The 15,432-nt window shown below is 39.7% G+C and carries 8 protein-coding genes and 1 pseudogene; 7 read left to right on the top strand and 2 right to left on the bottom strand.

What is annotated here, in order from left to right; all coding sequences use genetic code 11:
- Positions 1–31 precede the first annotated feature (31 nt).
- Positions 32–1,444 (bottom strand): folate/biopterin family MFS transporter, encoded by a 1,413-nt coding sequence (locus V7K89_RS26545; protein WP_335192529.1) that lies wholly within the window; start codon positions 1,442–1,444, stop codon positions 32–34.
- Between the two features lie 304 nt (positions 1,445–1,748).
- On the opposite strand from V7K89_RS26545, the pseudogene V7K89_RS26550 reads away from it, so the two are divergent.
- Together V7K89_RS26550 and V7K89_RS26555 are read left to right on the top strand one after the other, a co-directional pair.
- A pseudogene (locus V7K89_RS26550) lies at positions 1,749–2,037 on the top strand (hypothetical protein); the annotation flags it as partial.
- A gap of 341 nt (positions 2,038–2,378) precedes the next feature.
- Positions 2,379–2,501 carry a hypothetical protein gene (locus V7K89_RS26555; protein WP_335192531.1) on the top strand — a complete coding sequence of 41 codons (123 nt, stop codon included), beginning with the start codon at positions 2,379–2,381 and terminating at the stop codon, positions 2,499–2,501.
- 533 nt (positions 2,502–3,034) lie between these two features.
- On the opposite strand, the gene V7K89_RS26560 is transcribed toward V7K89_RS26555, so the two are convergent.
- Entirely contained in the window at positions 3,035–3,400 is a 366-nt protein-coding gene (locus V7K89_RS26560) for a hypothetical protein (RefSeq protein ID WP_335192533.1), read from the bottom strand.
- 2,018 nt (positions 3,401–5,418) lie between these two features.
- Here V7K89_RS26560 and V7K89_RS26565 point away from each other — a divergent pair.
- The 5 genes from V7K89_RS26565 (at position 5,419) to V7K89_RS26585 (ending at position 15,051) form a co-directional block, all read left to right on the top strand.
- Positions 5,419–8,229: a beta strand repeat-containing protein gene (locus V7K89_RS26565; RefSeq protein ID WP_335192534.1), complete on the top strand. Its 2,811-nt coding sequence runs from the start codon at positions 5,419–5,421 to the stop codon at positions 8,227–8,229.
- Positions 8,230–8,502: 273 nt separating this feature from the next.
- The gene (locus V7K89_RS26570; protein WP_335192536.1) at positions 8,503–9,984 is read left to right on the top strand and encodes an ABC transporter substrate-binding protein; all 1,482 of its coding nucleotides are present in this window, start codon (positions 8,503–8,505) and stop codon (positions 9,982–9,984) included.
- A gap of 12 nt (positions 9,985–9,996) precedes the next feature.
- Positions 9,997–11,442, top strand: coding sequence for an ABC transporter substrate-binding protein (locus tag V7K89_RS26575; protein WP_335192538.1), 1,446 nt, complete (start codon positions 9,997–9,999; stop codon positions 11,440–11,442).
- 94 nt (positions 11,443–11,536) lie between these two features.
- The gene (locus tag V7K89_RS26580; RefSeq protein WP_335192540.1) at positions 11,537–14,017 is read left to right on the top strand and encodes a hybrid sensor histidine kinase/response regulator; all 2,481 of its coding nucleotides are present in this window, start codon (positions 11,537–11,539) and stop codon (positions 14,015–14,017) included.
- A gap of 221 nt (positions 14,018–14,238) precedes the next feature.
- Positions 14,239–15,051, top strand: a complete 813-nt coding sequence (locus V7K89_RS26585) for a response regulator (protein WP_335192542.1) — start codon at positions 14,239–14,241, stop codon at positions 15,049–15,051.
- The last annotated feature ends 381 nt before the right edge of the window (positions 15,052–15,432 follow it).

Here is a 15,432-nt window from a genome sequence, read left to right on the forward strand (position 1 = left end):
CTAAATACAACCAAGCATGAAATTTATTACACTATTCCATTATTTCCGACTCTGGTTCTCTCAATACCAACTCAGACATCAAATCTGGTAAAAACCCTTGTTCCCCAGCTTTTGATGTCTCAGTTTGCTCATCAGTAGCAGGTAGCCAGTTGATAAATGGTAGGGGTAACAGTGTGCTGAGGTTAGTAATTACCACTAAGAGCCAAAGTGACTCAAAGTTTGTTGCGGTGATTCCCAGCCAATATGTGATTAATGCCCCGAATGCATGAGAAACGCTTCCTGCTGAATTATAGATTGACATTAACAAAGCAAATAACGTCGCTTCCACACCAGAAGGACAAAGCCTTGCTGTTAGCACCATCACTTGCATAAAGGCAATTTTACCCATCACAGTTAGAATCAGGCTATCACCCAAACTAAACCAGTGGTCATCTATACCTAATAGCCTGTTTGTGTGAGTCACTAACAACAGCATTGTCATCCCCAAAATTGAGGAAAGGACAGTACTCCAAGTAAAAATCACGCGAAAAGGGATGCTTTTGAGAAAACGTTGAAAAATCAAAACACCTGCTAAAGAAGCGAAACTTGTTACCAAATGCACCCGCCCCAAAAATTCTGGTTCAAAGTGCAGTTCGTTGGTAGTGAAGTAGAAAAAGGCTGAGTCAGCATTTGGAGTAGCTTGCCAGATGAAGATAAACGCTGTTGGTAGCCAAATTGTTTTTTGGCTAATGGCTTGGCGTAGCTGCCCCAGCTGATGTTTGATTGGTAAATTGGTCTGATTACTATCTTGAGCATCTTGGCTAACGGGGGACTCAGCAATTAACCAAGCTACCCCTGAAACGATCAGAGGAAATAAAGCGGTAATTTCAAAGACGGTACGGGTAGTAAAGTATTGGAGCAGCAGACCGCTAAAGTAGGCTGTTATTAAACCTCCAATTGCCGAAGCACCCCAGCACAGAGATTGTAGTGAACCGGCTTTTGCTTGCGATTCGTCTCTGGCTCGTTCTACAACCAGCGAGTCAACGATGACATCACTCATGGCAACGGAGAGAGAACCTAGAGCGATCGCTAATGTAGCTGCCCAGCTAGTATGAACTATTGTGGCCAGACTCACCCAAGAAGCAGTTCCTAGTATCCCGGATAAAATCAAGTAAGGACGGCGACGATAGCCAAATATAGGCAAGCCATCAGAGATAAAACCAAACACTGGCTTGATCATCCAAGGTAGGAAGACAATTCCCACTAGCGTCGATACCTGGACTGGACTCAGGAGTAGTTCATCTTTGAGAAAAAAGCTAACGGCTAGACGCGATAACCCTAAAATTCCTTGGACAAAGTAAACGGTGAGAATTGCAATTAACTCCGCATTTGGTTCATTACCCAAGAAGAGTTTTTGTGTTACATAATCTTTGACCTTGGGCAAGCCAGATAATTGATCTACCATTCGATAAATAATTTTTAAATTTTGTTTACTTATCTATCATATCGATTCTGAGGAGATGGGTTTTTTCTCACCTTTTTCCTTTTGTTTCTTCTTTGAGTATTATTTAAGGCTTTCCTAACAACTTTTCTTTTTTCTAGCAAGATGTTCTCGTTTCTGAACGGCTATTCGCCTTTGAGTTTGGGACATCAAATACAGTTCTATCTACTGCGATGATTTGCCCCTGTGAGTTGTCTCAAAAAATACACATAAACCGGCGTTACTGATTTGGGAACAATAAATTCAGAAATCACCAGAGTTTAGCAGTATGGTGAGTATTCCCGGATACAACATAACTAAAGAAATCTACAATGGTTCCAGAACTCTAGTTTATCGGGGGGTATCGAGAGACTAATTCATTACCTGTAGTAATTAAACTACTAAAAAATTCATATCCCAGTTTCAGCGATCTGTTGCAGTTTCGCAATCAGTACACAATTGCCAAAAATCTTAACTCATCTGCAATCGTCCAAACCTACAGTCTGGAGGCGTATCAAAATGGTTATCCGTTGGTAATGGAAGATTTTGGTGGGATTTCTCTCAAAGATTATTTTACTTGTTACCAGACGCTAGTACCGCAAGGCGGAAGTCAAAAGTCGAAAGGAGCCAGTGTGTTGGGGAGACAGCGCTGTGGGCGGGTTTCCCGACTTGAGGCGACTGTCGTCGGCTCTGCCGACTTGTACCTCTTCGGGGAAGCAAGCTACGCGCAGCGTCTCCCCTTGGGAGAAGCAACTGGCGTTCAAAAGTGAAGAGATTCCGCATGTGTTGTCAGATATTGTAATTAAATTGATTGCAAAAAATGCTGAAGACCGCTATCAGATCCCATTTGGACTAAAATCTGATTTAGAAAATTGTTTAGCTCAACTGAAGTCAACGGGGAAAATTGCAAGTTTCCTAATTGCTCAACAGGATGTGTGCGATCGCTCGTCAAATTGTCGAAGAAACCCATGATGGGCGGTTGAGTTGCAATTCTGTGCTTGGCAAAGGAACAGAATTTGTCATTGAGATTTCAGTATTTTAACCCCTCTTCTATCACTTTAGGTAAAGAAAAATAAATGTAGGTTGAGTTGAACAAAGTGAAACCCAACTTTTCTAAGGTCTTTGGGTGTTGGGTTTTGTTCCTCAACCCAACCTACGTCTAAATTGATAAAAGTCATGAAAAATAAGGGTTTTAAATTGTTCTTTACCGATAGTGATTAAAGAGGGTTAACTCTACCTAGCTAAGAGGATGTTTTAAAAGTATTGGGTGAATAGAATTTGCGACTGCACAAACTCTCGTCCATCTCCGTGGACTAATACAAAACAAGGGTTTTTAACCCCCTGCAAAAGTAGGTTTTGACTGTGTTGGCGTGATTTCCAATCACTGAGGCAAGTAATAAATGAGACTTTTCAAACAACCTCTAATAGCAAGAATTGGTTTAAATGGACTAATAAAGTATTCTTAGTCCGTTTAAACCAACTTGAGCTATTAGCCTGAAAATAAAGTTTCGGGCGTTTTTTATGCTTTTGTAACAGCTTTTAAGATGGTGGTTCTACACATATTCATATTGGGAATTAGGAATACTTAACATCTAGAAAAGGCAGTTGCTTGGAACCATTAGCACCAATAACTTCAACACCTTGTTTGCCACGAATACCGTCTATTGGCAGCGAAACTGTATAAGATGTGGTAGCTGGTAGTCCGATTCCAGGCAAAGTGCCAACAACCTCAACTCCCCAATATTCAGGTTGCTGGACATATACAAGTGGTACAAGATTCACTTCCAAATTCAAGTATGGTTTCGTCCCTCGGACAACTAAAATATAAGTGTCACTTACTATACCAGGACGAATTTCTGCTTCTTCAAAGTCAATTAATCGAGATGACTCTGGTTTTGGTAAAGCTCGAAATTGACTAAGACTTTGCTCTAATGTACTCATTTTTTCTCCTGTAGAAGAACTATGTTGTTGTTGAATCAACTAATTAATGAGATAACAAGATGTTTTCAATCTTGTACCTTCAACTTTTTAGCTTCTTAGTTAATTCATCAAGCTATAAAGCAAAATTTATGCAATGCCAACTTCTTCTTTACATTTATTTAACAATCTCAGAAATTACCATACAAGGTGGTTAACCTACAAGAATCCTCGCATTGGCTGTGATGTGCAGTCGATCTCGTATCTCATAGTTTGCGATCGCACGAGCTTTGAAATAATTAGAGTTTGTGCATTACCTCAATAACGCTCTCAAACAGCTCGCGTGCAGAGATCCACCAGTACCTTTGGCAATGGGGATTCGCAATGCACCCAGCCGTAAACGACGGATCACATCATAAGGAAGGATGCGATCGCGAGCGATCATACTCTTATAGTTAAGTTAGTGTTGCCAAAAGAAAATAGCACTGACTGAGCTTTGAATATGACATAACTATTTTCTTTGTCTACTTAAATAAGAAGCATGTATTGCGTTAAATCGATACACAAACAAAAACGGTCGTAACTGTATATCATACTGATTGTATGAAGAATCCATTAAGTGAAGGGCAATAAATTTATATATATACAAGTACTATTTGACTTATACTACCACTTGTATGAATACTATACTGATGCCAATTTAAAAAATTTTTGCTATATATAACGCGCATTCTCCCCGATATTTTGAGGAGGGGTCTTATCTATATATTGATATTGCATTCTTTTTTTTAATTGGCACAATCAAAGAAATCCATTGTTTAATAAGTAAGAAGACACAAATAAACTTAACTATATCAGTCAAAGGCAAAATAGCTAAAAACTTCTTCCCTTCTGCCCCTTGCCTCCTACCTCCTGCCTTGTTCTAATTACAATTATTTATGTCACTCTACTTAGGCCTTCATTACGGTGGCGACTATTTTTTTATAAAAATCTATTTTTGTTCAAAATCTACCAATATAGTCCAGTTTCTAATCCATCGTCCTTAATAGTTGGGCGATTTCTACGATCAGCTACGCCTACGCTACAGGAGTATGTTTGGTGGAGGTAGTTATCCCTAAATAGCTTTTAATAACGTGCCAATGTTCTACAGCGATCGCTTTCAACTCCTATGATTCGTCGTCATAACCTCGCAGCATAACTCCAGATTTCAAAAACTCTTACAGCTTGCTTGTCTACTAGGGGGACGACACGCTACACAAGCAAATAAAACAACCATTTAGCTGCTGTTTAGCTGCTGTATCTGAAGATTAGTGGCTATCAAAACATGAAGAATACATGAAGAATACATAAAGATAAGTACTGACATTATACTGATTAGCAAATAATGTGAAGAGTATGCAAAGATATGTCTTCAAGTGTGGACATCTCAGTAAATATTCAGATATGGTTATCAAAGTGTTATTTACATCTTCCCTATTTTAAAGCTACGCACCCACGGGCGATAGCCCACAACAACTGCATAAAAATTCTTTCCCTATCGAAAGTGAATTATTCTCTATATTTACGATAGTAGGGCTACGTTTTGATGAAAAATATGAAGTGTGGATTTTAGGTATTCAAGCTTGATTTTTTGACACTTTGTCAGTAATGGCTGGGTTGATTTGCGGATCAAGAATGATAGAGAAAGTGTGAAACCATCTGTTTTCCTAAATACACGCTCATAAATATGGACAATGCTTAAGACTTAGATAGTCGTAAATAGCATTATTAACGGGTACACAAATAACGAATGAAAAAGGAAATAGGGAATTAGGTAAAGAAATTAACTTTGAACCTCCTGCCTTTTTCAAGTCAGTTAGATAAGTTTTACTTACAAGCTTATCAATAAGGTAAATCTTCGAGAAAATTGCTAGCCCTCAAGGGTGACATAAAAGTATGTCGAAAGCATTAACTCTCGGCAATTTCTATGTGTCCATAAATAACATTAACAACAAGCTAATAGCTGAAGTTACTCAAAAAATCGATTTAGGAAGATAAAAGTTATGGTGAATATCATTGGAACCAACGGTAAAGATACTCTACTAGGTAGTCAGGATGCAGATACAATTAACGCTAAAGTGGGTGATGATATCATCGATGGCAAAAATGGCAACGATCTTTTAAGCGGTGATGCCGGAAATGATACCCTCATTGGTGGTGCAGGGAATGATACTCTCCTTGGTGGTACAGATAACGACTCCCTGCGTGGTGGTACAGATAACGACTCCTTGCGTGGTGGTACTGGTAATAACCTGGTGCAAGGTGATGAGGGAAATGATACCCTTGATGCTGCCTATTCTTCTGGAAATAACATTCTCAGTGGAGATGCTGGGGATGACTACCTTGATATTAGCTATTCTGTTGGCAACAATACGGTTTCAGGCAAAGACGGCGATGATTCTTTTTACGCAGATGAAGTCCAGGGTAGAAACACTCTAAATGGAGGTGCTGGTAATGACACCTTCTATTTGTCCGCCTCAAAAACTGCCCCTTCTTCTTTAACGACTCAAAGCGTAAATGGAGAAACTGGTGAGGATTACTTGTCTGTATATTACACCAGTGCTACTAAAGGAATCACTTCGAGTTTCGATGCTGCTACTAACACTGGTTCAATTAGGGCTGGCACAAATCAGATTAACTACAACAATATTGAACAATTAGAAATTAGAGGTACAACCTACGCTGACTTTATTGTCGGTAGTAATGGTAACGATTTACTCTTCGGAGGCAGTAGTGGCAATGATTTAAATTATGGCAATGATACGATTTTTGGTGGTGAAGGTAATGATTGCTTAAATGTTGATTATTCAACAAGCGATAACATCCTTAACGGTGGTGCTGGTGACGATCAATTAAATGCTAACTATTCAACAGGCGATAACATCCTCAATGGAGAAGATGGCAATGATAATCTCTCTGTGTCTAAAACGGATGGCAATAACACCCTCAACGGTGGTGCTGGTGACGATCAATTAAATGCTAACTATTCAACAGGCGATAACATCCTCAATGGAGGAGATGGCAATGATTCTCTTAGTGCCTCTGGCGATTATGACTATTCCGCCTCTTTTACCTCCGGCAATAACACTCTCAATGGTGGTGCTGGTGACGATCAATTGAGTGTTAACTATTCAACAGGCGATAACATCCTCAATGGAGAAGATGGCAATGATTCTTTCTTTGCCTCTGGCTACTACGACGATAAAAAAGCCCAGGGCACGTTTGGTAATAACATTTTCAATGGAGGGAATGGTAATGATTCTTTCTCTTTCGTTTTATATACTTCCCCACCTTCCTTAGCGACTCAAACAGTAGATGGGGGGACGGGTAACGATTTGTTGAGCGTTTCGTATATCTATCCTAGTGGGGGAATCACAACAACATTCAATGCTGCTACTAACACTGGCTCGATTAGGGTGGGCACGGATCTGATTAACTACAAGAATATCGAAGGATTACATATCTCAGGTACAGTCTACAATGACTTGATTGTGGGAAGTAATGGCAACGATACCCTTTCGCTCTACGGGATTAGTAGTGGCAATGATACTATCGATGGCGGAAAAGGTGATGATTTATTGGAAGCCTATTATTACAGTAAGTCTAGCGGAAGTGAGGGAATCACTTCGACATTCAATGCTGTTACTAACACTGGTTCCATTACATCAGGCACGAATCAGGTTAGCTACAAGAATATTGAACGATTAAATATCTCAGGTACAGCCTACGATGACTTGATTGTGGGGGGCAATGGCAACGATACACTCACCGGAGGCGATCGCGGCAAAGATACTATAGATGGAGGCAAAGGTGACGATTTGTTGTCCTTCTATAACTATTCTATCAGCCAGGGAATCACAACGACATTCAATGCTGCTACTAATACTGGTTCGATTACAGCAGGCCCGAATCAGGTTAGCTACAAGAATATTGAACAATTAAATATCTCAGGTACAAACTACGATGATTTGATTGTGGGGAGCAATGGCAACGATACCCTCGCTGGGGGACGTGGAAATAACACGATTCTCGGCGGTGCAGGTAAGGATTACTTGAGTGCTGACTATTCAAATGGTAATAATTCGCTCTCTGGTGGTAATGATAATGATTATATTAACGTCTCTGGCTCCTATGACGACTACCGAGGCGATTTTTATCTCGATGCGATCTCTGGTAAGAATACCCTCAATGGTGGCGCTGGTGACGATAACTTAGTTACTAACTATTCATCAGGCAATAACTTACTCTCTGGGGGCGATGGCAATGATACTCTGACAGCCGCTGGTTCAGCCTCCTTATATTCCTCATACGGAGCTTATACTGTCTCTGGGAATAACACGCTCAATGGTGGTGCTAATGATGATCGCTTGATTGTTGACTACTCATCAGGCAATAATCTACTGGATGGAGGCGATGGTAATGATACTCTCACAGCCTCCGGTGCCTCTGGTAAAAATACCTTCAAAGGTGGCAAAGGTAATGATAACCTCTATGGAGGAGCTGGTACTGATACCTTTGTTTTCAATAGTTTCAATGAAGGCGTCGATAGCATTTATAACTTCAACGCGACTAATGAACTGATTCAGGTATCGGCTGCTGGTTTTGGTGGCGCGTTATTACCAGGTTTACTCTCAGCTAGCTCTTTTACCCTTGGAGCATCTGCAACAACGAGCAATCAGCGATTTATTTATAACAATACTACAGGTGAACTATACTTTGACCAAGATGGTAGTGCGGGTGGATTTACTCAGGTAAAATTTGCACAACTATCTGGTGGAGTGTCACTAAGTCAAAACAACTTTCTAGTTGTTTAATCCTCTACGCCATAGTCAAATAGAAATCTTCAGAATGCGAGGTGCTATATTAGGCACCTCGTATTCGATTCATTAATGGAATTATTAAACCACGCGATAGAATAATTACTCCAATCAGTGCAAATAGTGAGGCGATGTAATGTGCTTCGTTTCCCGCCAAGAGCAAGCAATTGCCCATTTCCAAAAGCGATCGCTTATAAATTATTGAGAGATCGACAAAAAGCCTTAAATTGAGTATATCTATTCAGTTTAAATATAAGCTCTAGAAGTGTGGTGTCCAGAAAAAAAGCTAGTCAGATTACTCAAGTCTTGAAGAATCAGCAGAGAGCTAAGGATGCTTTTAGCGTAGTACCAAGACTAACCAACCGTGGCTACGCACTTATAGCATTAATCCTCTGTTTAATAATTGTTGCTTGCAATAACACATATCAATCCTCCCCTTCCCCACTTAATAAGTTATCCAGTGAAACTACAGATTTAAGGATTTGGTGGGATAAAGGTTCTAATTTAGAAGAGGATGAGGCGCTCAAGCTGCTGATTAGCAACTGGGAAAAAGCAAGTGGTAAAAAAGTCAAGCTGACCTTTTACACTAACGATGAACTATCCGAGAAGACTAACAGGGCACTTCAGGCGCACAATCAGCCTGACATTGTGATGAGTAGCAGTGCTGAAAGGGAACTGATACCACATCTGGCGTGGGATGGTAAACTTGCAGATATTTCGGATGTTCTTGAGCCGATCAAAAGTCTTTATTCTGATAGTGTACTAGAAGCTGTTCATTTTTATAACAATGTTGCTAAAAATCGTAGCTATTATGCAGTCCCAATTAATCAGTTAACAATTCATATTCACTATTGGCACGATTTATTAAAACAAGTTGGTCAAAGTCAAAAAGATATCCCTAAAGATTGGGATACTTTTTGGGAATTTTGGAAACAAGTGCAAGATGATTTACAAGCACAGCCAAAACAGAATCAAAATCCAAAAATTTACGGGTTAGGTTTTCCTTACTCCGTTGCTTCTGCGGATACTTATTACATATTTGAGCAGATTTTAGAAGCATACAATGTGCAAATTTTAGACTCTAAAGGTCAGCTTCGCCTCGAAGACCCCAACGTGCGAGGCTCAATTGTTAAAAGCTTAGATTGGTATGCCAAATTTTACCAGCAAAACTACGTTCCACCGGATGCAGTCAATTGGTTAAATCCAGATAATAACCGCAGCTTGCTCAACCACGCTGTGGTGATGACACCCAACACCACTCTTTCAATTCCGGCGGCTGTGCGTCAAAACCCTGAGATTTATCGTCATCAGCTTGGCACTATACCGTTTCCCAACAAACCTAATGGACAGCCTATGCGCTACTTAGTCGCAGTTAATGCCGCAATTTTGTTTGCTGAGTCTGACAACCAGAAGACAGCCAAGGAGTTTTTCAGGTATTTAGTTCAACCATCAACGATAGGAAACTACATTAAAGCTGCTGGAGGTCGGTATCTACCAGTGATGAAACCAAATTGGAAAGACCCTTTTTGGACAAACCCAGATGATCCACACATTTCAACTGCTGCTAAGACATTAATCGAAGGTTCAACGCGCCCATTTTATATTGTCCAAAACCCAGCTTATAGCCGAGTTTTAAAAGATAATGTTTGGGGTAAGGCTCTCAATCAAATTGTTGTAGATAAAATTTCCCCAGAGCAAGCAACTGATGAAGCGATCGCTCGGATTAAGCAAATTTTTGACCAATGGCAGTAAGCTTTTACAAAAATGACATTTAAAAGAAAAGCTAGTCAAATTGCTAAAGGCTCTCAGAATCGGGCACAATCTCACCATTATCGCAGATATGTGTTGATCGTATTGACACTCAGTTTGATAATCATTGCTTGTACTAATACCTCTCAATTAAAACAATCTTCAGTCACCCATTCACCTACTGACAACACTGTTTTAAAGATTTGGTGGGATAAAGGTTTTACTGTCGATGAGGATGAAGCAATCCAGCAGTTGGTGAGCAACTGGGAAAAACAAACTGGTAATCAAGTCAAGCTTTCCTTCTATATCGGCGATGAGCTACCGCAGAAGGCGCGTAGAGCCATTCAGGCGGGTAATCAACCCGATATTATGATGAGTTACGGCGCTGAGAGAGCTTTGAATCCGCATTTGGCTTGGGAAGGAAAGCTGGCGGATGTAACGGATGTAATTGAGCCAGTCAAAAATCTTTATCCTGAATATGCTCTGCAAGCTGTTAATTATTATAATAATGCTGCCAAAAAGCGAAGCTACTATGCAGTTCCAATCAATCAGGCAACAGTTCACATTTTCTACTGGCGAGACTTGCTAGAGCAAATAGGTCGCAGCGAAAGCGATATCCCCAAAGATTGGGATAGTTTTTGGGAATTTTGGAAAAAAGTACAGAACGATCTGCGGGCAAAAAAGCAAAAACAGCGTATTTATGGGTTAGGTTTTCCTTTCTCTACTGGAGCTTCAGATACCTACATCTTTTTTGAGCATATTTTAGAAGCATACGATGTGCAAATTCTCGACTCTCAGGGTAAACTCCTGATCGATGACCCAAAGGTGAGACAAAAAATTGTCCAGGTATTAGATTGGTATACCAAATTTTATCAACAAGGTTATGTGCCACCAGATGCACTCAATTGGTTAAATCCAGATAATAATCGCAACTTGCTTAACCGTATGGTGGTGATGACTCCTAATAATACGCTCTCAATCCCTTGCTCTGTCCGTCAAGATCCCGACACCTATCGCAATAAGCTTGGCATCTTAAAATTTCCCAACAAACCCAACGGCAAACCAATGCGTTATCTACTCACACTTAGGCAAGCAGTTTTATTCGCCGATTCCCAGCAACAGAAAAAAGCTTTGAATTTTCTTGCATATCTCACTCAATCACAGGTGATAGGTAAGTATCTGAAAGCTACTGGAGGCTGTAATTTACCAGTCATCAAGACACTTTTGCAAGACCCATTTTGGAAAAACCCAGCTGACACACACATTTCAACTGCGATCGAGACGGTGACGGAAGGTTCAACGCGGTTGTTTTATTATGTCCAAAACCCGGCATACAGCGTAGTATTAGAGGAGAATATCTGGGGAAAAGCTCTTAATCGAATAATTGTAGATAAAATTTCTTCAGAGCAAGCAACTGATGAGGCAATTAAGCAGATTAAACAAATTTTTGCTCAGTGGTAATCAATGATTATCTATATTAAATAAAGGAATAACTTATCTGCAGAAATAATAAAAAAGATAAATATCTTTAAAAGAAGAAACAACTTGTAAATATATGAAGTTATGGAATCAGCACTTAACTGTTAAAGTTGCCAGTTCCTTCTTATTTCTATCCTTGGTGACTGTAGGTGTAGTAGGAGGATTTGCTTTCCTCAATGCCAGGGAAGCTCTAAAGCAAGCTGCTTTTGAACGACTCAGTGCTGCTGCCACCTTGAAAGAAGAAGAAATTACCCGTTGGTTTGAAGACCAAGAACGAGACTTTCTCCTAGTAACTCAGTTTCCAGACGTACAAAATAATTTTCAAATACTTTTAAATTCCCAAGCGGGTGACACAAATTATCGTCAAGCTTACAAAATTCTCTCAGATTATCTCGCAAACATGGCGGAAATAAAGCCAAGTCTTGGAGAAATTTCCATTCTTGATCGGAGTAATCGAATTATTTTATCTACTAACAAACAACGTGAAGGTGAATATGAAATTTCAGCTAACATCACCTATATTGAACAGATTCAGCCAGGAGACTCTTTTGCCCCCATCTTCTATGCCTCACCTATTACTGGGAAGCCATCAGTTACTTTTGCAACGCCCATACGTGATGCAGCAAAGGTACGCCAAGGTGTTCTATTAGCTGATTTGAATTTAGACAAAATAGATCAGATTGTCCGGGAACGTACAGGCTTGGGTAAGAGTGGTGAAACTTATTTAGTTGGTTCTTTAGTAACTAAAAACGCTTTTATTTCTAAAGATAAAGATAAAACACCGGATTTTTCTCAAGGAGTTAGCAGCCAAGGTATTGATGCAGCAATGGGTGGAATTAGTGGTCAAGGACTTTATCCAAACTATGCCGGAGTGTTAGTAATTGGGGTATATCACTGGCTCAATGACCAAGACCTTGCCTTAATGGTAGAGATGAACCAGGAAGAAGCCTTTGCGCCGGCTCGTCGATTAGCAGGGACGATGATGCTAGTGGGATTCTTATCAATGGGATTTCTATTGATTGGAGTGTCTTGGCTAACGCGACAGTTAAAAATCTCTGGCGAACAGTTAGAGAATTACAGCCATAGATTGGAGGTAAAAGCCAAAGAAGCCGAAACTGCCAACCGTGCTAAAAGCGAATTTCTGGCAAACATGAGTCACGAACTTCGTACTCCTCTTAACAGCATCCTCGGCTTTACTCAGCTAATGACCCGCGATTCTTCTATCAATGCTTCTCAGTTGGAACATTTAGAAATTATTAGTCGCAGTGGAGAGCATTTGCTTACCTTGATTAATGATGTGTTGTCAATGTCTAAAATTGAAGCGGGTTTAACGACACTGAACAACAATAGCTTTGACTTGTACACTCTACTTGACTCACTGGAAGAGATGTTTCAAATTAAAGCGGAATCCAAAGGTTTACAGTTGATGTTTGAGCGTAGACCTGAAGTTCCTAAATATGTGCAAACAGATGAAAGTAAATTACGTCAAATCTTGATTAATCTCCTTGGTAATGCTATCAAATTTACTCAAGAAGGCGGCGTCAGTTTACGAGTTAGGATCAAGGAAAAAAGTAAACTACAGCAACAAGAAGGGGCACAAGTAAGAAAAAACTCCTATCCCTCATTCTTCTGGCTTTATTTTGAAGTCGAAGACACTGGCCCAGGGATTCCACCTACTGAAATTGAAAAGTTATTTAAGCCCTTCGTTCAAACAGAAGCAGGTCGAAAATCCCAGCAAGGAACAGGTTTGGGTTTAACTATTAGCCAACAATTTGTGCATTTAATGGGGGGAAGTATTACTGTTAGCAGTACTTTGGGCCAAGGAACGATTTTTTCTTTTGATCTCCAAATTAGTCTAGCAGAAGTAGCTGAAGCTCCAATTCGACAGCTAAAACGACGAGTAATTGGTTTAGAGTCTAATCAACCAAAATACCGAATCTTAGTAGTTGAAGATAAATGGGAAAATCGCGAACTCTTAGTCAAGATGCTGGTATCCCTTGGATTTGAGGTTCGTCATGCTGAAAATGGTCAAGAAGGGGTGACTCTTTGGGAAACTTGGGAACCGCAACTAATTTGGATGGATATGCGGATGCCTGTGATGGATGGATATGAAGCCACTAAACAAATCAGAGCTACTTTAAAGGGTCAAGCTACTGTCATTATTGCCCTAACTGCTAGTGCTTTTGATGAGGAACGCTTTGTGGTTTTATCGGCAGGCTGCAACGATTTTGTGCGTAAGCCATTCCGAGAAGAAGTAATCTTGAATATGATGTCTAAATATTTGGGGGTGCGTTATGTATATGCAGAAAAACCCCTTCAAAAAGACGAATTTACCGAAAATTCCGACCTTAAACTTTTATCATTAGAAGAGATGCTGGCTCAGATGCCCACTGAGTGGGTAGCACAGCTACACCAAGCAGCACTATGTACTGATGAAAAGCTGATTTTTAGCTTGCTTGAGCAAATTCCTGAAGAATCTGCTCTTTTGACAAACACTCTGTCTGATTGGGTTAATAACTTTCGTATTGATAAAGTTATTGATTTAACACAACAGTAAAAAATGATTTTTGAATCAGAATTCAGGAGTCAGAACAAGAAAGTGGGGATTAAGACTTGCCACTAATTAGAAACCACTAAATTTTTGTGTAGCAAATGCATTAGAAGATTTGGTGGGGATCCTATACTAAACCCATTCATTCACCAGTCGGACTCCAATTAAATTTTGAATTCTGATTTCTGATTCCTGAATTCTTTTTTAATAAATTAGTTCTGATAAATATGGACAACCATCAAGTTCAGCTACCAAAAGCAAATATTCTTGTTGTTGATGATACACCCGACAATCTGCGACTTTTATCCGCTATGCTAACTCAGGTTGGGTATGAAATTCGGAGAGTGATTAACGGACAAACAGCTTTGAAAACAGCAGAAGCTGCACCGCCTGATTTGATATTGCTTGACATTATGATGCCAGAAATGAATGGCTATGAAGTCTGTCAACACTTGAAAGCCTCACAGAAAACCCGCGACATTCCGGTGATTTTTATTAGCGCCTTGGATGAAGTTTTTGACAAAGTTAAAGCTTTTGCTGTCGGAGGAGTGGATTATATTACCAAACCTTTTAGTGAAGAAGAAGTTTTTGCCCGTGTAGAAAATAACTTGACTATCCGAAGGTTGCAAAAACAACTGACCGAGCAAAATATACTTTTGCAACAGGAAATTAGCGATCGCCAAAAAGCCGAGTCAGCACTGCGCCTTAGTCAGTTTTATCTAGATAAATTTAAGGATTCTATCTTTTTTGTAAATTCGGATGCCCAGCTAGTTTACGTGAATGAAGCCGCCTGTTGTCATCTTGGCTACTCCCGCACCCAATTGTTGACCATGACTGTTTACGATATAGATCCAAATTTTTCGACAGTTGCTTGGCGATCGCACTGGAAGGAAGTTAGACAAAAAGGCTCTCTCACTTTTGAGTCTACTCAACTAACTCAAGATGGTCAGGACATAGCTGTGGAAATAACTGTCAATTATCTGGAGTTAAACGGACGGGAATTCCATTGTGCCAGTGTCCGCAATATCACCTCATACTAACAGCATTTCAGCAAGCTTTAAAGTATTCTGTATCAAAAGTTCTATAAATGAATAAGTAGTCTGAGATTGCTGGCAGATATTTTTAGTCAAGATTTCTAATCTAAAACTGCTAACACAGGTGGGAAAAAAGATTTTTTCTGACGTTATCGATATTTTTTACATAACTTAATAAAACTTTGACAGCAAAATTCCTGACTAATTATGACTTTTTCATACTGTTAAAAAGTAAGTGATTCACTTAAATTAAAAGTATGGTCATAAACTTCAATCCAAAACCTCAAGAACGTCTAATAAGTAGAAGCAGAACGGAAAACCCCAACAGTAACAGGTTCTTCTGATTTGCATTTTACATTTAATTATGTTCTCTTACTGAGTTGATTA

Source organism: Nostoc sp. (assembly GCF_036917515.1).
In the GTDB taxonomy this organism is placed as follows: Bacteria; Cyanobacteriota; Cyanobacteriia; order Cyanobacteriales; family Nostocaceae; genus Nostoc.